This window comes from Plantactinospora sp. CA-290183 (genome assembly GCF_050936375.1).
GTDB lineage: Bacteria > Actinomycetota > Actinomycetes > Mycobacteriales > Micromonosporaceae > Plantactinospora.
The window spans coordinates 1-18,984 of record NZ_JBNJMX010000044.1 but is presented as its reverse complement, the minus strand read 5'-3'; the positions used below and the strand labels follow the sequence as shown (position 1 = coordinate 18,984).

Below are 18,984 nucleotides of genomic sequence, written 5' to 3'. Positions count from 1 at the left end.
GACCTTCCTGGTCGATCACCCTGCGTTGCAGGAACCGTTGGTCGGCCCGCCCCAGCGAGCGCCACAGACGCAGCAGTGCCGTGTCGAAAATGGAGAAGTACGAGGCGAAATACACCAATCCCACACCGTTGAAGTCCCGGACGACGTCCAGAGTGTACTCGTGGGTCCGCACCGGCCCGGTCACCGTGAAGTTCACCGGCGGGTCCGCGTAGAAGGTGCCCGCCTCACGGGCGCGGCCGACGACCGTGCGCGGCGAATACTGGTTGGGCAGCCGGGGCAGGTGGGCGTACGCGAAGTCCGGGGGCGCCACCTCCGCCAGGCGCTCGTTGCTCCCCGGACGGCTGCGGGCGATCCACCGGTTGAAGTTCTCCACGTAGAGGCAGTCCGGGTGCGGCTGCTCATACGCCTCTTCCGGCGCCAACGGGGCGTCTCCCAGGGCGAGTTCGGCGGGCGCGAGGCGGTGCAGGGTGAGCACCGACTGGCTGCCGAACTGGAACACCCGGGACGTCACCTGGATCTCGTCGCCAAAGGTCAGCCCGTGTGGATGGATGACCTTCCCGCCACGTACCCGGTAGTAGTAGAACGACAGGTAGGCGGGGCGGCCCTCGGCCGTGTGCGCCGCGTGCACATTGGTCCGGCACACGGCGGCCACCGCCTCCCAGGTCCAGTCACCGATCCGCCCGAAGACGAGAGATCCGCCGCTGCACATCCCGGGTGCGATCACCACCCGCCGGAGCAGGGAACCGTCATCCGTCGTCCGGACGGTGTCCGTCGCACCGCCGACCGTCGTACTTCTCCGCACCATCGCTTCACCACCGTTGTCAGAGACGTCAGCCGTCACTCGCGCCGCATTCCCGGTTCGCCGTCCGCGCGCCACCGCGCGCACGCCGCGAGGAAGGCGTCGTCGTCCTCGGCGGAGCCGATCGACACGCGTACGCCCTCGCCCGCGAACGTCCGTGGCTGGCGATGCCCCGCTCCGCGCACCAGCTGCCGAATTCCGCCGCGTCCGCGCCCAGCGGGAGCCAGAGGAAGTTGCCCTGCCCGTCCGGTACCCGCCAGCCCTCGGCCAGCAGCGCGGCCCGGACCCGGGTGCGTTCGGCGACCGTGGCGTCCACCCGCCGCCGCAACTGGTCCTCCAGGCCGAGCGCCGCCAACGCGGCCAGCTGCGCCACCGCGTTCACCGAGTAGGCGAGCGAGGCCCGGCGCAGACGCTGGACGACGCCGGGGGCGCCCAACAGATAGCCGATCCGGAGCCCCGCGAGCCCGTACGCCTTGGAGAACGTACGCAGCACCACCACGTTGGGGTAGACGTCACACAGCGTCCGGCCGTCGGCCGCCCCGGGCTTACGGACGTACTCGCGGTACGCCTCGTCCAGCGCGATCAGACACGTCGGCGGAACCCGGTCGAGGAAGGCTTCCAGTTCCTCCGCACCGACGGCCGTACCCGTCGGGTTGTTCGGGTTACACACGATCACCAGACGCGTCGCGTCGGTGATCCGACCGGCCATGGCCGGCAGGTCGTGCGCGTCACCGGCCAGTGGCACCCGCACGGATCTGACCCCGGCGAGTTCGGCGAGCACCGGGTACAGCTCGAACGACCGCCAGGCGTAGAGGACCTCGGTGCCGGGCTCGGCGACCGCCTGGAAGAGCAGCTGGAGCTGCGCGACGGAGCCCGCGCCCACCAGCACCCGGTCCGGGTCGACCCCGTGGGTGCGGGCGAGCGCGGCGGTCAGCTCACCGCACCCGGGATCGGGGTAACGGTTGATCACCGCGCCCGCCGCCGTGATCGCATCGAGGATGCCCGGCAGCGGCGCGAGGGGAGACTCGTTGGCCGACAGCGGCCGGGTGGGTCCAGCCCCTCCGTACACGCCCTCGGTGGGCTGGTAGGAGGCGAGGTCGTCGAGGACCGCGCGCAGTAGCGGCGCTGACATGGGGCTCCTCCCAGGGGGACGAGTTCGCGGTCCGGGCAACCGCGGGACGGTGGTTACTCGGCCGCGTCGGCGCTCAGCGCCAGGTGGCGTTCCTCCATCAACCGCGCGACGTCGGCGATGGTGGCCGCGCCCAACAGCTCATAGTCGTGGACCTCGATGCCGAGTCGGCTGTTCAGCACGGCCGAGAGCTCCACGGCGGCCAGGGAGTCCAGGCCCACCTCGGTACGGCTCGCCGTGGGCAGCACGTCCTCGGCGCGCACGTGGAGATCGTCGACCAGGATGGCCTTGAGTACGTCATACACGGTCGGCGCTCCTGTCCCGCGTGCCGTTCGCCCCGCGCAGCGCCAGCGCCACGTCGACGATCAGGTCTTCCTGTCCGGCCACCGCCTGGAGCCGGCCCAGCTCGAAGAAGACGTCGCGCGGGTCGACGTGCTCGCGACGGGAGATCTCCAGCACCCGCTTCTTGAACCCGGAGAACACCCCGGCCAGGCCGCTGACGACGCCGATGGAGTCGATGGTGGGCGGTGCGTCCATCAGTTCGCGCTCCGCGAGGTCGGCCGCGTCCAGGAGTCCGTACAGGTCGATGCCGGTGCTGAAGCCCATCCGCTCCAGGACCGGAACCACGACCTCCAGTTGGGTGTTGCCGGCCCCCGCGCCGAAGCCTCGGGCGCAGGCGTCGATGATGTCGGCGCCCGCCTCCGCGGCGGCGACCGAGTTCGCCACGGCCATGCCGAGGTTGTTGTGGCCGTGGAACATCACCGGGACGTCGACGGCGGCACGGATCGCCGCGATCCGCTCGGTGACGTCGACCGGCAGGTACTGTCCCGCGGAGTCGAGGATGCCGACTCCGGTGGCGCCGTACTCCACCAGCCGTACGCACTCCTCCGCCAGCCGATCCGGGCTCGCCATGTGGCTCATCAGCAGTACGCCGTGCGCGTCCACCCCGGCTTCACGCAGGAACCCGAGGTGCCGCTCGGCGAGGTTGCCCTCGGTGCAGTGGGTGCCGATGCGCACGATGTCGACGCCGTGGTCGATCGCCCGCTTCAGGTCCCGTACGGCGCCCCAGCCGGGCAGCATGAACACGCCCAGCCTGCTGTGCGGCAGGGCCCCGCGGACCACCGACAGCATCTCGTCGTCGCTCAGTCGGGCGCGGCCGACCTGGAGGGAGGAGGCGCCCAGTCCGTTACCGTGGCCGACCTCCACGACCGGGATGCCCGCCTTGTCGGCGGCGGCCGCGTAGCCGCGCAACTGCTCGCGGCTCAGCCGGTGGCCCACCGCGTGGTGGCCGTCACGAAGCGTCGGGTCGTGGATGAGGACGGTCCTACCGGTACCGCCGTCCCCGCTAGCTGCCTGGGTCATGACCTCTCCGCACCTGCGATCTGGAGCCGGCTCGCCGCGTACTGCTCGGCGACGTGGAGCGCGGCAGAGTTGATGATGTCGAGGTTGCCCGCGTACCCGGGGATGCGGTCGCCGGAGGAGGTGACCTGCACGGCGATGAAGGCCTTTTCGCCGTCGACCGTGCACGCGGTCACGTCGAAGCCCTCGATGAACGAACGCAGCCGGTCCACCGCCGCCGTGACCTCCGAGCGCACGGACTCGGCCGCCAGGTCCCGGCCGATCAGTGACATGGCGACCCGGAACGTGGCGGGCGGGGTGGCAGGGCTGATGTTCAGGATCGACTTGACGTCCTTGACCTCGGTGAAGTGCCGCACCGCGTCCTGGGTGGTCTCGATGTACTCGTCCAGGTTCAGCCGGGTCGAGTGCCCCACGCTGAGGCTGGCGGCGGTGGTCACGACCTCGACGTAGTCGATCTGGTGGCGCCTGCTGACGGCGTGCAGGATCGGGATCGAGGCCTGACCGCCGCAGCTGACCATGTTGATGTCGCGGTGTCCCACGGCCTCGGATCCGTTCACCGTCGGCACGACCATGTGCCCGACTCTGCTCGGGGTCAGGTCGATCAGCATCGTGTCCAGCGGTGCCAGCCGGTCGGCGTGCTCGGCGTGTGCCATCGCGTTGGTGGCGTCGAACGCCACGTCAAATGGTTCGTCCGTGTCCACCAGCGACGCTATGCCGTCGGCCGACACCGGCATGCCGAGCCCGGCCAGGCGCCGCAGGCCCGGGGTGGTCGCGTCCCGGCCCACGACCAGCCGGAGGTCGAGGGAGTCGGAACGCATCACCTTGGTGGCCAGGTCGACACCGATGAGGCCGGCGCCGAGTACCGCAACGGATAGCCGCCCGTTTCGTCTCATGGTTGTCTTGCCCTTCCCTGTCCGAAGAGTCGTCCTGACCGGCCCGGAGAGCCGGCGGAACCGTCCTAGGGTTTGTCCACGCGCAGGGTGATGGCGCCCAGGCGGTCGAACTCGGCGACGAAGGTGTCTCCCGGGAGTAGCGGGACCGCCGCGTGCAACGCCCCGGTCATGATCAGCTGGCCGGCTTCGAGGGTGATCCCGCGCTCGCCGAGCGTGTTGGCCAGCCAGGCCACCACGGCCGCGGGGTCGCCCAGCGCGGCCGCGCCCGCCCCGGTCGCCAGCAGCGCCCCGCCGCGGGAGAATGCCAGGCCGAGGAGCCGGTAGTCGACGCTCGGATCCACGGGTACCGGGGTGCCGAGCACGACAGCGCCGTTGGACGCCAGATCGGCGATGGTGTCGGCCAGCCGGATCCGCCAGTCCTCGATCCGGGAGTCCACGATTTCGAGGCCGGCCATCACCTCGCCGACGGCCGCGCGTGCCTGCTCCACCGTCACACCCGGGCCGCGCAGCGGGACGCCGAGCCGGAAGACGATCTCCGCCTCGACCTTGGGCGCGATGAACGCCTCCGGTGATACGTTCGCCCCGTCGGCGAGCACGGTGGAGGCGAACACCGGGCCGTAATCCGGGGTGCTGACGCCGAACATCTCCTGCATCGGGACCGAGGTCAGCCCCGCCTTGTACCCGATGACGGCGTCGCCGTCGGCGAGGAGCAACGCGGTCAGCTCCCGCTGGACGGCGTACCCGTCGTCCATGCCGAGCTCCGGGTTCTGGTCGGTGAACGGTGCGATGGGGACGCGCTTGGCCCGCGCCTCGTAGAGGGCCCGTGCCCTGTCCCGGACCTGTTCGGCGGACTGGCTCATCTGGCTCCTGTCGGAAGGCTCGAAAGCGCCGCCGCCGGCGACGCGCGGGATCTAGACCGCGGCGACGAACACGCGGCTGCCGGGCATCCCCAGCGGGTGGCCGCGCACGTCGGTGAAGCCGGCCCGGCCGAACGCCTCGCGCCACAGTTCCTCGGTGGGCAGGCGTACCTCCATCGAACTGGCGTGGAGGTAGGTGAACAGGGCGCTGAAGGCGCGCTCCCTCGGGTTGTCCACGTACGGCACGGCATCGGTGACCACGAAGCAGCCGCCGTCGGCGAGCGACTCGCGCACGGCTCGCAGGATGCCGTCGAGCACCTTCGGCTGGGATACGACATCGTGCATCACGAAGCCCGCATGCACCACGTCGGCGCCGCGCACCGGCGAGGGATCGTCGACCAGCGACTCGATGGAGCGGTGCACCACGTCGAGCCGGTCGCCCACCTCGGCGCGGCGGGCGGCCCGTTCGGCCTCCTCACACGCCCCGGCGCTCAGGTCCAGGGCGAGACCGGTGCTTCCGGGCAGCGCGGTCAGCAGGTGGATCAGCAGACCGGCCGCGCCCGCGCCCAGGTCGACGATCCGCTGCGGCTTGCGGGAGATGATCTCGGCGATCACGCCCGGGTAGAAGCCGCGCGATCCGATCCAGCGGGAGGAGACCGCGACCCGGCGCCCATCCCGCTGGTACCGGGCCCTGGCCGTCTCCGGGTCGCGCAGGAACAGGGCCGCGTGGTCGAGGTAGGGCCGGTTGGCGTTCAGCGACCACGAGAGGTAGCCCGCCTCGTAGCGGCGAGCGGCCATCTCGGCACACGGCACGAACTGTCGTTCCCCGGTGCCGTGTTCCAGCAGCCCCGCCGCGAGCAGAGCTTCGAGGAACGCCAGTGCGCCCGCCTCGGGCACGTCGGCGGCCTTCATCACCTCGTCGACACCGAAGGGCGCGGCTCGGTCCAGCAGGGCGGAAAGACCGAGGTTCTCGGCGATCTCCAGGAGAGCCGCGTTCGCGGCCATATCGGCGGCGTTTTCCCTAGAATCGATCCTGCTCAACTTCCGCTCCCAAATACAAAGAAGGCGCTTTCGGACGCGACTCGTCGATGCACGGCGTTCGACGGATGCGAACCGCGGGGCGGGTCCGAACTGCCCGACCTATGCAGGAGACTGCCAACCCCGCCTCCCGACCGTCAACGGAGTCTGGAAAACCGCCCCTCAACTGCCGGCCCAACGATGAACGGCCCCCGGTTCCGCGAATCTGCCGAATGAAGCGCTGAATGTGGACGGCGCGCGCGGTCAACAGGCAGGAGGGGAGGCAGCCGGGGACCGGACCGCATTGTCGAGCGTGCCGGCGTAACTGCCGCGCTGGAGCTTCGGCCGGTTCTCGCAATATCTGCGGAAGGATCGGCCGGAGAACTGGCGGACCGCCAGACCGTCTCGGAATGCACAGAACCGCGTCTGACGTCCGAACAGCGGAATGATCAGGCGGCGGCTGCCCTGGCAGCGGCGTCCAGCAGCGCGGCGCCCTCCGCCCACCGTCGGGTCCGACCGGTCAACTCCGCCGACAGGGCGTCGAGTTCCCCGTGCAGCTCGCCGATGGCACGCTCGGTGGAGTCGCCACCGGGACCGGCGCCGTACGCGCAGGCCGCGGCGACGGCGGTGGGGCTCAGCCAGTTGGCGTCCCCGTCGTCGGGGGCGGCCGCGGCGATCTCGGGTGCGGCCGCCGCCGCGGCCAGGGGCGCCCCGGCCTCCAGCGCGTCCGCGACGGCACGTCCGACAAGGTGGTGGGCGGTGCGGAACGGCACACCCGTGGCGACGAGCCGTTCGGCGAGATAGGTCGCCGAGGTGTAGCCGTCCACGGCGCGGCGCAGCATCCGGTGGGCGTCTGGTTCGGCCCCGGCGACGACCAGCCGCAGCAGCACCACGACGTCGACGGTGGCGCGCATTCCCGGCCACACGTGGCGTAGCGCGTCTCCGGTGACGGCGATGGCGTTGGTGTAGGGGGCGGTAACCATCGCGGAGGCGGCGGCGGTGAAGGCCCCGAGGCTCGCGGTGGCCCGGCCCTGGATGTGCTCCAGCAGGAAAGGATTGCGTTTCTGCGGCATCATCGAGCTGGACCCGACGAGGTCGTCGGCGAGCCGGAGCAGCGGATTCTCCTCGACGGTCCAGAAGGTGAGGTCGCGGGCGACGCGGGCGGCCACGACGCCGAGCACCCCGGCGGCAGACAGCAGCCGCAGCCCGAAGTCGCGGGAGGCGACGGCGTCCACGGAGTTGCGGGCGGCCGTGGCGAAGCCGAGGAGTTCACCGGTGCGAACCGGGTCGACGGGCACAGAGGTGCCGCCGACAGCCCCGGCGCCGAGCGGGTTGACGTCGAGTTCCCGGGCGGCGTCGAGCAGGTCGCGCAATCCGCGTACCACGGCGGAGGCGACTCCGGTGAGGTAGTGGCCGTAGGTGATGGGAACGGCGGGCTGCCCGTGGGTGTACGCCGGCATGGTCACCGTCCGGTAGGCGGCGGCCCGGTCCAGCAGCACGGTGGCCAGGTGCCGGACCGCCTCGAGCAGGGACCCGGCGTGGCGGCGGGCGCGCAGCCGGGCGGTGGTGGCGTTCAGGTCGTTGCGGGAGCGTCCGGTGTGCAGTACGCCTCCCACGTCGTCGCCGAGCTCGGCCACCAGGTGCGACTCGTAGGCGAGGTAGACGCCGCGCGGCATGGGCCGGGCCTGGACCGGGGCGAAACCGTCGGCGCGCAGGGCGTCGATGGCGCGAAGCAGGGCGGCGACGGGGGCGGCGTCGACGATGCCGCGTTCGACGAGCATCACCAGGTGGGCGCGGTCCACTTCGCTGATGAAGCCGAGTTCCTCGATGAGCCCGCCGCAGTGCTCCGCCCCGTCCACCGGCGGCAGGTACTGGTCGTAGACGATGCGGTGGGCCTCGGCGTTCAGGCCGGTGCGCAGCCGGCCGGTGTCGACCCCGCGGGCGGCGCTGACGGTACTAGCTTCCTCCATCGCGGGTACCTCCGCTGGGATCGGACGAGCTGCCGAGGCTGACGGGGGGCGTCTCATCCGGAGACCGCCCGCAGGGACCGGCTGAGCAGGGTGCGCCCGCGCTCGGCGCCACGGGCGGCGGCCGGGCCGGTCGCGGCTTCGGCGATGACATGCCCGACGCGGCCCCGGAAGTCCGTGGCGGGGGCGACCCGGGTGCCCTCCGCCGCGTACAGGACGGCGTCGACGACGCCGGGTACCTCGCGGACGGCGGTGAGCAGCACGTCCGTCAGGTCCGTGCCACCCAGGACGGCGTCGCGGTCGGCCGTGAGGAAGCGGATGGCGGCCGCCCCGGCGCGCGGGCCGGTGATCCCGGCCGGGTCGAGCCCGACGGCGGCCCGGACCTGGTCGGCCACCAGGTCGACGCCGCTGGTCCGGCGCACCAGGTCGGGGATCATGCCGCCGGCCAGGCGTGGGTTCACCTCGATGACGGTCGGCCGGTCGCCGTCGAGCCGCAACTCGACGTGGACGGCGCCCCAGCCGAGCCCGAGGACGGCGGCCGCCCGTTCGGCCGACTCGCGCAGCAGGGCACCCCGGGCGGGCGGGACGGCGGCCGGGACGTCGTGCCCGGTCTCCACGAACACCGGCGGCTCCCCCAGGTGTTTGACGACCACGGCGATCGCCCTGCCCCCGAACACCTCGACGGAGAACTCCTGGCCGGGCAGCAACTGTTCGACCAGCACATCGGGCGGCACGGCCACCCCGCGTTCGTTGACGGTCGCCGCCGTCAGCACGGAGGCGTGCCGCGTGGTCTGCTCCTCGTCGGCGCAGGCCCGCACCCCGAGGCTGCCGGAGCCCTGGGCGGGCTTGAGGACGACGGGGAAGCCGATGCGACGCGCCGCGGCGACGGCACCGGCCACGTCGTGGACGACCTCGTGACGCGGCTGCGGCATGCCCGCCTCGGCCAACCGGCGGCGCTGCACGGACTTGTCGCGGCAGGCGCGGACGGCCTCCTCGCCAGGGCCGGGCAGCCCGAGCATCCGGGCGGTGGCGGCGGCGGTGACGATGTAGTACTCGGAGCTGGACGTCACGCCGAGCACCGGTGCGGTCGCCGCGATCCGTCGGGCCGCGACGAGGACCGCCTCCCCGTCCGACGTGTCGACGCACTCGGTGCGCACCCCGTCGAGCGCCACGTACGGGTAGCGGCCGGGGTCGGCGGTGACGAGGACCGGCTCGATGCCGAGGTCCCGGGCACACCGGGCGAACAGCCGCCCGGTGCCGGTGGTGTTGGACTCGACGAGTAGCAGGGTGCCGTGGGCCACCTCGGTCACCGGGCGGTTCCCGTTACGGCTTCGAAGGTGCGCCGCGCCCACGTGAGGCGAGTCCAGCGGTCGGCGACCTCGGCGGGGTGCCCCACCAGCCGGGGGCCGTCCGGGTTGGGTGCCGGCACGGCGTCGTTGGCGCGCAGCCAGGCGTCGTTGTAGACGGTGGACTGATAACGGTAACCCTCGTCGGGCAGCACCATCAGCACCGTGTCGTCGGGGTTCCGCCGCGCCCACCAGGCTGCGACCTGGAAGGAGGCGCCGCTGGTGGGGCCCATGAACAGGCCGTGCGTGCGATACAGGTCATGGGTGGCGTGGAACGCCTCGCTCGCCCCGACCCAGTGCACCTCGTCGTAGGCGGCGTAGTCGACGTTGCCGGGGCGGATGCTGCTGCCCAGGCCGCGCAGCAGCCGGGTGCCCTCGGTAGCACCGAAGATGATCGAGCCGGGCGTGTCGACGCCGACAAGGTGCAGGCTCGGGTTGGCCAGCCGCAGGGAGGCGGCGAGGCCACCCGTGGAGCCACCCGAGCCGACCGTTCCCACCAGACAGCTCACGGCGCCGAGGGTGGTGCCGACCAGGTCGGCGACGGCGGCGTACGCGGCCGGGTTGTCGGGGTTGTCGTATTGACCCGGCACGAAGCTGTCGGGCCGCTCGCGGTGCAGTTCGGCGACCCGGGCGAGTCGGGCGGCCTGGATGCCGCCGGGTCCGCCGTGGTCCTCGACGATCTCGACGCGCGCACCCAGCATCTCCAGCCGGCGGCGCAGGTCGGCGTCGATGACCGGGTCACCGACGATGGTCAGTGGGTATCCGCGCAGCTGGCAGACCATGGCCAGGCCGAGGCCGAAGGTGCCGGACGACGTCTCGATGACGGGAGTGCCGGGCGTGAGGACGCCGACGGCCTCCGCCCGGTCGACGATGTAGCGGGCGGGCAGCATCTTCATCAGGCTGAACGCGGCCGCGTAGAGGTTCCCGGTGATGCGGATGATCCGAGGAAGCTCCGTGGCCTCCAGCACCGAGGGATAGACCTTGCGGCCCGGTGTCGCCACTGTGTCAGTCATCTGTGGTGAACTCCCATCGCTCGCGGACGACAACGGGGGGTGCGCACGCGCTGGGCGCCGCCCAGGGGCTTGCCGGTACCAGGACGTCGTCGCGGCTGACGGCGCCTGCGTCGTACCTGCCGAGTGCGCTGATCAGGAGCCGCAGTTCGAGGGCGAGCGCCTCGACCAGGCGCAGCAGCCCCTGATCGCGGTCCTCGTCGGCGGCGATGAGAGCGGCGCGGCCCAGTCCGGCGGCCCGGGCACCCAGGGCGAGGGCCTTGACGACCCGGCTGCCCTCCCACATCCGGCCGGTGGCCAGCAGGCAGTACGGGGTCGGGCCGACCCGGGTCAGGCACTCGAAGAGCGGCAGTCCGACGTGGCCGAGGAAGACGGACGGCGCCCAGCCGGTACCGCCCTCGGCGCCATCGACGAGTACGGCGTCGGCGCCGGCCGACCAGGCGGTGGCGGAGACGTCGGCGATGTCACGGCCGGGATGGAGCTTCACCCACACGCGGGCGCGCGGGAAGTTGTTGCGCATCAGCCGGATCTGCTGGCGCAGAATCTCCTCGGTGAACGTGCCGGGTGCGCTGGAGCGCAGGAAGCGTCCCGCCCCGCCGGACAGTGGTTCGACGAGGTACTGCCCGGTCAGGCGGGACGCGTCGGCGGCGTCCACGACGATCATGCCGCCCAGTCCGGGTTTGGCACCCTGGCCGACCTTCAGCTCGAAGGCGAGGCGTCCGGTCTCCAGAAGCGGCTGGGCCGCGGCGTCGCTGTAGACGAGATTCCACACCTCGCTGTCGGCGTCCTCGGTGCTCTGCTGGACGACAACGCCGCCGGTACCGTCGGCGCGGGCCGCCTCCAGGTAGGCGCGGACCCGGCCGAGCAGCGGCGACAGCGGACCGTCTGGGCGGGTGGATGCGCGGTAGCCGTTGACGGGCACCACGTTCTCCCCGATGACCAACGGCAGCCCGGCCGCGGCCGCCTGGCGGGCGACGGCCTCGCCGAGGTCGTCGCCGGTGGCCCGGGTGGAGCCGAAGGCGGAGACGAACAGCGGCAGCGGCGCACGCATGCCACCCAGTTCCGTCTCCAGGGCGACATCACCGTAGTAGGGTTCCCGGCCGAGATCGATGAGCTTCTCCAGCCGCTCGGGCATGAAGACCGGCGGCACGATCCGGGTGCGCTCCAGCAGGTCGTCACAGTCGGCGTACCCCGGCGCGGTGGCCGAGCGCTCTGCGCCGTAGAGCGTGGTGCCGTATCCGGCGAGCGGCGGGAAGACGGCGGCGGCGCCGTTCCTGGCGCGGTCGCGGATCGCCTCCTGGGGAAATCCCCCGGCGCTGAACCGGGGGGTGCCCGATGGTGGGCGCCCGGTCACGGTGACACCACTCCGGGGAGCTTCGGGTACGCGGCGGCCTGCCAGACGGCAGCGCGTCCGGTGAGGTAGCGGGTGAAGCGCTCCAGACCGAGGCCGAACCCGGCGCTGGCGGGGATGCCCCGGCGGGCCAGGTCGAGGTACCAGCCGTACTTGGCGGGATTCTCACCGGTCTCCCGCATCCTGGTGACGATGGCAGCGTAGTCGTGTTCGCGCTCGCTGCCGCTGGCGAGCTCGCCGTAGCCCTCGGGGGCGATCAGGTCGAAGTTGCGCAGCACACCCGGGCGTTCGGGGTCCTCGCGGTCGTAGAAGCCGCGTGAGCCCTTGGGGTAGTCGACCACGAAGAAGGGGCGGCTGGCCTTGGCGGAGAGGACCTCCTCGCCCTGCCAGTCGATTTCGGCGGCCGGATCCTGGGGGTGGCCGAGCTCGTTCAGGTCGGTGGTGGCGTCGCGGTGGGTGACACGGTCGAAGACCCCGGCCACCACGTCGCGGAAGGCGTCGGGGTCGCGCTCCAGGATCTCCAGCTCGGCGCGGAGCTCGCGGACGACCGCCGCTGTGTGCGAGACGAGCTGCTCGGCCAGCAGCATGGCGTCCTCGCGCCGGCCGTCGCGTATCTCCACGTCGATCTGGTGGAACTCGACGAGGTGGCGATGCGTGACGGCGGTCTCCAGCGGCTCCAGCCGGACGTTGGGCGCGATACAGAAGATCTTGTCGAAGGCCAGCAGGGAGGTCTGCTTGTAGAGGATCGCGCTGGTCATCAGCTTGTACCTGTGGCCGTAGAAGTCCACGTCGACCTGCTTGGAGCCGCGGATGCCGGGGTCCGTGACCGGGCCGATGACCGGTAGCAGCAGTTCGGTGAAGCCGCGGTCGGTCAGGAAGTCGCGGACGACCGCCAGGACGCGGTTCTGGATCCGCAGGACGGCCCGCGTCGTGTGCGAGGTGAGGTGCTCGTCCGGCGAGAGGGGCGGGCGGACCCCGGCGTCGGGGCGGCTCGGCTGCGTGGGCATGGTTTTCCCTTCGAATACTGCCGGGGTGCGTGGTGGCGCGAGCGGCCGGGACGCGACGCCCGCGGGCAGGGCGGCGTCGAAGCGGCGCTGGACGAAGGACAGGGCCTCGTGGAGCCCGGACGCGGTGAGCCGGGACGGGCGAGGGCCGTCGGGCGCACGGCGGATGGGCATGGCGCCGACGTCGGTCCACACCAGACGGCCGGCCGCGTCGAGGTGGCTGCGAGCGCGGCCCGCGTTGTCGGGGTGGAGGCAGTAGGGAACATCGAGGTAGCCGCGGCGGAAGGCCGCTATGAGGGCGTCGCCAGGGTCGTCACAGAGGGTTAGTACGGCGTCGACCAGTGCCCGCGCCTCCGCGTAGACCGGGCTGTCGGCGCCCGGGTCGGGGGCGTGCGCGCCGTCCAGCGTGGTACGCGCGGCGCGGGCGGCGGCGGAGGCGGTGCGCAGGGCCGTGACGTTCTCCGCCACGGTGGGGATCCGGTGGGCCTCGGCGGCCGTCTTGACGATGAGGCGGTCGGCGCCGGTGCGCACGGCGAGGGTGGTGGATGCCTCCAGGAGACGGCGAGCGCCTTCGGGGGTCGAGGGGTAGAGCCCCATGTACGTGTAGACGACGATGTGCCAGTCGGCGGCGGGCAGCAGTTCGGCGGCGAGACGCCGCAGCGCGGCGACAGCCTGCTCGTCCTGTTCCGCGTTCGTCTGCTGGGCGTAGCTGAGGGAGACGCTGCGCAGCCCGTGCCGGTGGAAGAAGAGCGCTTCGAGGGCGCTGATGGCGACGAGGAGGGCGGGTGGGCAGAGCTGGCCGAGCATGCAGCCGCCGAAGGTCTCCAGGTGCGGTTCACGGCCGGTGGCGCGCAGCGCGGCGAGGAATTCGCATGTCTCACGCCAGTTGCGTACGGAGTCGGCGAGCGGCATGCGGCCGTAGGGAAGGCAGTAGGAGACGGGGCCGCCTTCGGTGGCGTCGAGTCCGGCGCGGACAAGGGCGGCGGTGATGGCCTGCGGGCTGGGCGAGCCGTGCCGGACCTGGATGGGAAAGCCGGCGGTGTGCGCGGCGTTGACGACCCAGCGGGTGGTGTGCGGGCTGTAGGCGGTGATCGGGTAGCCGTTGAGGGCGCTGCCCTCGTGCACGGCGCGCACGGCGGAGCGTACGTCGCCGACCCGGGTGTAGCTGTCGACGGTGATGGTTCCGGCGACCCACTCGGCCGCGTCCCGGGTGGCGAGGAGCCCGTCCCGCATGCGGCCGGGGTCGGAGAAACCCATGCGGGGCTGGACCACCAGAGCGCCTGCGGCGCGGGCGGCGTTCATGAAGTGGGCGAAGCCACCCGGCGACGCCCCGTCGCGACCGTCCGACGCGTGCGGTACGGGGACGGTCATGCACCCGCTCCGGTGGGCACTGTCGCGGCCTGGGACAGGGAGGCCATGAACGACTCGAAGGAGATGCCGGTCGTGCCCTCGTCGAAGACGGCGTCGAAGCCGGCCTCGATGAGGGCACGCACGGCCCCCTCCCGGCCGTCGAGGCTGATGCCGAGCTTGCCGCCGACGACGGCGCGCAGATCGGTGGTGGCCGGCTCGGCGCGCAGGGCGGCGATCAGGGAGCAGGCGTCGATGTGCCCGTGGCCGTTGACGCTGGAGACGACGAGGAGGTCGGGACGGTGGGTGACACAGCTGTCGACGACGAGAGCGTCAGGGGTGCACGGGCCGAGGTTGAGCACCTCGTGGCCGAGATGCTCCAGCAGCAGTTGCAGAAACACCAGGTTCCACGTGTGCGCGTCGGAGGAGGTGCCCGTCACTATGACCCGCAACGCCCCCGGGCGGGTGCGCGCCATGCTCGTCGCGGACTTCACCATGGGTCCCGTCTTCGAAGATTGGCCGTGGTCGCGTCGTGCCGATCGTATGAGCGGACACCGTCCGGTACCGGCGCCTGGAGCGGCAGCTGAGGGGCAGTTGACCGGGCGGACCGTCCGGGCTGCCCCGCGGTCGTCACCGCCGGAGGTCGTGATCGACAGGCGCTGGGTCGTGGCGTGGCAGGCGGGTTCGGTGGAGCGCGTGCGGCGAAGGCTGGCCGCGGGCTGGAGCCGGTCGGTCCGGGATCCGCCGCAGCGGTAGGCGCGGGTGGCCGAGAACTGCCGGGCGATCGCCTGCCGCCCTGCCCGTCGTGGGCACCGGACGCTTCTAGGGTGAGCGGACACTGGATCGACGACCGAGGTGACGCATGGCTACCAACCCCTTCGAGGACCCCGACGGCACGTACGTGGTGCTCGTCAACGACGAAGGCCAGCACTCACTGTGGCCGGACCGGCTGGAGGTGCCGGCGGGCTGGTCGGTGGCGCGGGAGGCGTGCAGCAGGCAGGAGTGCCTGGACTACGTGGAAGCGCACTGGACGGACATGCGACCGGCGTCGCTAATCCGCGCGATGGGCGGCTGACCGCGGCGCCCGCCCGGGCCGGGCGGGCGCCGCGAAGCGCGACTCAGGGCACTTCGGTGATGCACCATTCGAGTACGGCCATGGCGGCGGTCATCTTGTGGTGGGCCTGCCGCCAGGCCCGGCTGCGGGCGCCGTCGAGCACCTCGTCGGTGACCTCCTGCCCGCGTACGGCGGGAAGGTCGTGCAGGAAGACGGTGTGCGGCGCGGCGACCCGGCCGAGGAACTCCTCGTCGATGCGGAACCCTTCGAAGGCGGCCAGCCAGTCCGGGTCCTCCTTGGGCACGCCCATGGTCTGCCAACGGCTCGTGTAGACGGCGTCGACGGGCCCCTGCACATCGGCGGGGTTGGTGATCTGCTCGACCTGGGCGCGGTTGTCGCCCAGCCGGTCGACGGTGTCACGGACGTCCTTGGGCACCTCGTACCCGGCGGGACACAGCACGGTGACCCGCAGGCCCGGGGTGAGCGCGGCGGCGAGTGCGAGTGCGGAACCGGAGCTGTTCCCCTCGCCGACGACGAGCAGGTGGCGGCCGTCAAGGGCACCGAACTCCTCGGCGAGCGTGGTGAGGTCGGCGATCGCCTGGGTGGGATGCTCGTCGGAACTGAGGGCGTTCACCACCGCGAGCCGGCTGTTGGTGCCGATCCTGCGCATCTCGTCGACCGGCCCGTTCGTACGTACCACGAGGGCGTCGAGGTACTCGGCGAGGACCCTGCCGGTGTCCTCAAGGGTCTCCCCGCTGACCAGTTGAAGGTCGTCGGGGCCGTAGGTGACGGTGTGTGCCCCCAACCGGGTCGCCGCGGCCCAGAAGGCGGTCCGGGTCCGGGTGGAGGACTTGCTGAAGTAGATGCCCACCGACCGGTCGGTGAGGGTCTTCTCGCGTACGCCCTCACGGCCCAGGCGTACGGCGCGGGCGACGAGGTGCGCGAGGTCGGATCGGCTCAGGTCGGCCAGTGAGATCAGATTACGCATGGGAAAATCTCTCTCTGCGAGTACAGGAGTCTCGGTGCGGGGGCCACGGGGGTGGCCAGGTGCCGGACGAGGTTCAGGACGGTGAAGGTGGACAGCCCGCCCTGGCCCGCCTGCTCGTAGTGCACGGGCCGGACCAGGCCACGCAGGAGCAGCGCGTGCAGCCCGCGTAGCGCCTCCACCGGTGTGCAGTTGGCCTGCCGGGCGATGTCGCCGATGTTCCAGGAGGTGCCCTTTGCGGCGAGGACCCGCAGCAGACTGGCGTGCTGTGGCTGAAGCCGGGCGATGGACTGTTCCAGCGAGCGCCGGAACGACCCGGCGGCCTCCGAGTCGGGGGCCGACATGTGCTCGGTGAGCGAGAGGGGGAACGACTCGGCCGCTTCCAGGAGTTGGTGAGGGGCGTAGAGCGGCAGCCAGGAGGCGGCCGACTCCAGCGCCTGGGGCAGGCCGTCCAGGGCACAGCAGATGCGGGCCATGGTGGCGACGACGGATTCGGTGGGCAGGATGTCGGGTCTGAGGTGACGCAGGTAGGACATCATCAGGGCGAGGGCGGGCTCCTCCGAGGTTCCCGTCGACTCACCCGCGGCCACCGGCGCCGGCAGGGCGAGCGGAGCCAGGGGCACGAGGCGTCCGCCGAGTACCGGGGTGGGCTCGCGGGTGGTGACGAGGACGCTGAGCTGGGGGCAGGAATGCAGCACCTGTAACAGTGAGGCGTGCACGGCGGCCGGCGACTCGACGCCGTCGAGGACGAGCTGGGTGGGCTTGTTGCCGATCACCTGGGCCAGTTCGTGGAACGGGCCCCCACCGACGATGACCTCGCTGACCCAGTTGGCGAGCACGTGCTGGGGCAGCCCTGCCGCGGCGTTGGGGCCCACACCCATGTGAACCCAGAGGATGGGGACGCGGCTCCGGGTGTGCAGTGCCTGGGCGGCTTCCAGAGCGAGCCGGGTCTTGCCGACGCCGATGGCACCGACGACCGTGACAAGCCGCTCGCGTTCGGCGCCGAGAAGTTCGGTGACGGCGTGCAGCTCGGACTGGTGTCCGACGAAGTGCCCGATCGAGGCCGGGGGTTGGGCCTGCTCGACGTCGCAGGCCTGTTCGAGGGTGCCGGTGCCGTACATGCCGCCCGCGGCCACCTCGAAGGCCGCGCGGCGGGAGCCTTTCAGCCGCAGTGCGGCGGCGAGCAGCCGGACCGTCTCCCGGCGAGGTTGCTGGACCTTGCCGAGTTCCAGGTCTCGAATGGCACGCACGCTGACGGTGGAAAGGCCGGCAAGCTGCACCTGGGTCAGCCCGGCCTGGCGCCTCGACACCTTCAACAGTTCTCCGAGGCTGTCGACATCCTGTCCTCTGGGATTTTCACGCAGTGTGATCCCCATGATTTCCGCCTGCCCGCTTTCATCCAGCTCGAAGGTCAGCGCCGTCGGAATGGACAAGCCGACCCGGGTCACGGGTACGTCTTCCGACCGCCGCACAGTGCCGCCCGGACGTGAGGGACGCGCCCCGCTCCTCATGGCCGCTGTTCTGGACGTACTCCCGGAGGTGACCAGCTTCGTCGTGACGCGACCGCCTCCACATGATCCGCTTCCCCGGCCGGACAGTCCCGGCCAACCGCATGGCGGCTTCACATCCGCTCTATCCCGACCGGGGCGTCCGGGCCGCAGGCCGTCCCACGCCCTGTGCCCGGCGCCAGGTTCCCGGCGGATGCGGCTGCCGGCGCCGCGGGCGCGGCCTGGGCGGTACCGGCGGTGAACAGCAGGACGCCGGCCACCGCGACTGTCGTCGGTGCCGCTCGGATGGTTGCCCTCGGTCCCATCGGCGCTCCTTCATCGGTGGCCTCGCGGCCTTAGCAGATGGCAAGAACGTCGCGGTTCCGGGTCGCAATGTTGCTGCGGTTCTGTTGCGATCATCACCGTCGGGCGGTTTGAATGCGGGCCACAGTGCGGAACCGCCAACGGGGTCGGGTCCGGACGCGCCCATCGGGGGATCGGATGCAGTTGCGCCTGTTGGGTCCGGTACGGGCCGAACTCGGCGGCCGGGCCGTCAACCTCGGGGTACGGATGCAACGGTTCGTGCTGGCCGTACTCGCCCTGGAGGCCAACCGGCTGGTCACCACGGAGCGACTGGTCGACCTGACCTGGCCGGCGGATCCACCTCGGACGGCCCGCCGGATCATCCACAGTCAGGTCAGCCGGCTGCGCGCCACGCTGGCCGCCGCGTCGGCCAACGCCCCGGACGGGACCGGCGCCCCGGCCGGCGCTGCCGGGCCGGTCACGATCCGGGGTGACGGGCCGGGCTACGTACTCGACTGCCCCGCCGACCGGATCGACGTACACCGGTTCACCGGGCTGCTCTCCCGCGCGCAGCACACCGACGACGACCGGATCCGCCTGGAGCTGCTGGACGAGGCGTTGGCCCTGTGGCAGGGGCCGTTCCTCGCCGGCACCGCCAGCGAGGCGACCCGGACCCTGCTGGGCGGCCACCTGGCGGAGGCGCGGCTGGGCGCCGTCGAGGACCGGCTCGCCGCCCTGCTGCGCCAGGGCGACCACCTGAGGGTGCTCGACGAGGCGCGCCGGCTGGCCGCCGAACATCCGGACCGGCAACGGCTGGTCGGCCACCTCATGCTGGCCCTGCACGGCGTCGGACGGACCGTCGAGGCGTTGGGCGTCTACCGGCAGGCGAAGGAGCGGTTCGCCGACGAGTTCGGCCTCGACCCGCCGGCCGAGCTACGCCAGCTCGAAACCGCGATCCTCCGCGACGATCGCGATCCGGCTCCCGCCGCGGACCGACGATCCGGGACCGCCCGGTGCCGCCCGGCGCAACTGCCCACCGACGTACCCGGCTTCACCGGCCGCGTCGGCCAGCTCGC

The 18,984-nt window shown here is 71.9% G+C and carries 17 protein-coding genes and 1 pseudogene; 2 read left to right on the top strand and 16 right to left on the bottom strand.

All coding sequences use genetic code 11. From position 1 onward, the window contains the following. From ACQEUR_RS25190 to ACQEUR_RS25125, 14 genes and pseudogenes are all read right to left on the bottom strand, one after another. On the bottom strand, nucleotides 1-805 hold an 805-nt coding region (locus ACQEUR_RS25190; protein WP_433035870.1), incomplete at its 3' end, for an LnmK family bifunctional acyltransferase/decarboxylase. 25 nt (nucleotides 806-830) lie between these two features. Next, nucleotides 831-1,931: a histidinol-phosphate transaminase gene (locus tag ACQEUR_RS25185; protein WP_433035867.1), complete on the bottom strand. Its 1,101-nt coding sequence runs from the start codon at nucleotides 1,929-1,931 to the stop codon at nucleotides 831-833. Between the two features lie 53 nt (nucleotides 1,932-1,984). Further along, a complete protein-coding gene (locus tag ACQEUR_RS25180; RefSeq protein ID WP_433035864.1) occupies nucleotides 1,985-2,233 on the bottom strand; it encodes an acyl carrier protein in 249 nt (82 codons plus the stop codon). Next, nucleotides 2,226-3,290 (bottom strand): 4-hydroxy-2-oxovalerate aldolase, encoded by a 1,065-nt coding sequence (gene dmpG, locus ACQEUR_RS25175; RefSeq protein ID WP_433035861.1) that lies wholly within the window; start codon nucleotides 3,288-3,290, stop codon nucleotides 2,226-2,228. The genes ACQEUR_RS25180 and dmpG overlap by 8 nt, the downstream gene beginning before the upstream one ends. Continuing rightward, entirely contained in the window at nucleotides 3,287-4,180 is an 894-nt protein-coding gene (locus tag ACQEUR_RS25170) for an acetaldehyde dehydrogenase (acetylating) (RefSeq protein WP_433035858.1), read from the bottom strand. The genes dmpG and ACQEUR_RS25170 overlap by 4 nt, the downstream gene beginning before the upstream one ends. A gap of 65 nt (nucleotides 4,181-4,245) precedes the next feature. Then, nucleotides 4,246-5,040, bottom strand: coding sequence for a 2-keto-4-pentenoate hydratase (locus ACQEUR_RS25165; protein ID WP_433035855.1), 795 nt, complete (start codon nucleotides 5,038-5,040; stop codon nucleotides 4,246-4,248). A 51-nt stretch (nucleotides 5,041-5,091) separates the two neighbouring features. Next, the gene (locus ACQEUR_RS25160; RefSeq protein WP_433035852.1) at nucleotides 5,092-6,042 is read right to left on the bottom strand and encodes a class I SAM-dependent methyltransferase; all 951 of its coding nucleotides are present in this window, start codon (nucleotides 6,040-6,042) and stop codon (nucleotides 5,092-5,094) included. A gap of 461 nt (nucleotides 6,043-6,503) precedes the next feature. Further along, nucleotides 6,504-8,024: a lyase family protein gene (locus tag ACQEUR_RS25155; protein WP_433035849.1), complete on the bottom strand. Its 1,521-nt coding sequence runs from the start codon at nucleotides 8,022-8,024 to the stop codon at nucleotides 6,504-6,506. Between the two features lie 53 nt (nucleotides 8,025-8,077). Continuing rightward, on the bottom strand, nucleotides 8,078-9,331 hold the full coding sequence (locus ACQEUR_RS25150; protein ID WP_433035846.1) for an ATP-grasp domain-containing protein: 1,254 nt from the start codon (nucleotides 9,329-9,331) through the stop codon (nucleotides 8,078-8,080). Continuing rightward, nucleotides 9,328-10,380, bottom strand: coding sequence for a PLP-dependent cysteine synthase family protein (locus tag ACQEUR_RS25145; protein WP_433035843.1), 1,053 nt, complete (start codon nucleotides 10,378-10,380; stop codon nucleotides 9,328-9,330). The genes ACQEUR_RS25150 and ACQEUR_RS25145 overlap by 4 nt, the downstream gene beginning before the upstream one ends. Next, entirely contained in the window at nucleotides 10,373-11,731 is a 1,359-nt protein-coding gene (locus ACQEUR_RS25140) for a glutamate synthase-related protein (protein ID WP_433035840.1), read from the bottom strand. The genes ACQEUR_RS25145 and ACQEUR_RS25140 overlap by 8 nt, the downstream gene beginning before the upstream one ends. After that, nucleotides 11,728-12,735: an asparagine synthetase A gene (locus ACQEUR_RS25135; protein ID WP_433035873.1), complete on the bottom strand. Its 1,008-nt coding sequence runs from the start codon at nucleotides 12,733-12,735 to the stop codon at nucleotides 11,728-11,730. Before ACQEUR_RS25135 ends, ACQEUR_RS25140 begins: the two co-directional genes overlap by 4 nt. Before the next feature lie 66 nt (nucleotides 12,736-12,801). Then, nucleotides 12,802-14,034, bottom strand: a pseudogene (locus tag ACQEUR_RS25130) (methylaspartate mutase); the annotation flags it as partial. A 65-nt stretch (nucleotides 14,035-14,099) separates the two neighbouring features. Continuing rightward, nucleotides 14,100-14,576 carry a cobalamin B12-binding domain-containing protein gene (locus tag ACQEUR_RS25125; RefSeq protein WP_433035837.1) on the bottom strand — a complete coding sequence of 159 codons (477 nt, stop codon included), beginning with the start codon at nucleotides 14,574-14,576 and terminating at the stop codon, nucleotides 14,100-14,102. Between the two features lie 365 nt (nucleotides 14,577-14,941). Here ACQEUR_RS25125 and ACQEUR_RS25120 point away from each other — a divergent pair, with 365 nt between their 5' ends. Then, nucleotides 14,942-15,154, top strand: a complete 213-nt coding sequence (locus ACQEUR_RS25120; protein ID WP_433035834.1) for an MbtH family protein — start codon at nucleotides 14,942-14,944, stop codon at nucleotides 15,152-15,154. 43 nt (nucleotides 15,155-15,197) lie between these two features. Here ACQEUR_RS25120 and ACQEUR_RS25115 read toward each other — a convergent pair whose 3' ends face one another. Together ACQEUR_RS25115 and ACQEUR_RS25110 are read right to left on the bottom strand one after the other, a co-directional pair. Beyond that, on the bottom strand, nucleotides 15,198-16,121 hold the full coding sequence (locus tag ACQEUR_RS25115; RefSeq protein ID WP_433035831.1) for an ornithine carbamoyltransferase: 924 nt from the start codon (nucleotides 16,119-16,121) through the stop codon (nucleotides 15,198-15,200). Further along, the gene (locus ACQEUR_RS25110) at nucleotides 16,109-17,551 is read right to left on the bottom strand and encodes a helix-turn-helix domain-containing protein (RefSeq protein ID WP_433035828.1); all 1,443 of its coding nucleotides are present in this window, start codon (nucleotides 17,549-17,551) and stop codon (nucleotides 16,109-16,111) included. Before ACQEUR_RS25110 ends, ACQEUR_RS25115 begins: the two co-directional genes overlap by 13 nt. A gap of 555 nt (nucleotides 17,552-18,106) precedes the next feature. Between ACQEUR_RS25110 and ACQEUR_RS25105 the strand changes: the two genes are divergently transcribed. After that, nucleotides 18,107-18,984 (top strand): AfsR/SARP family transcriptional regulator (locus tag ACQEUR_RS25105; RefSeq protein ID WP_433035825.1); only part of this gene is annotated, 878 nt, incomplete at its 3' end.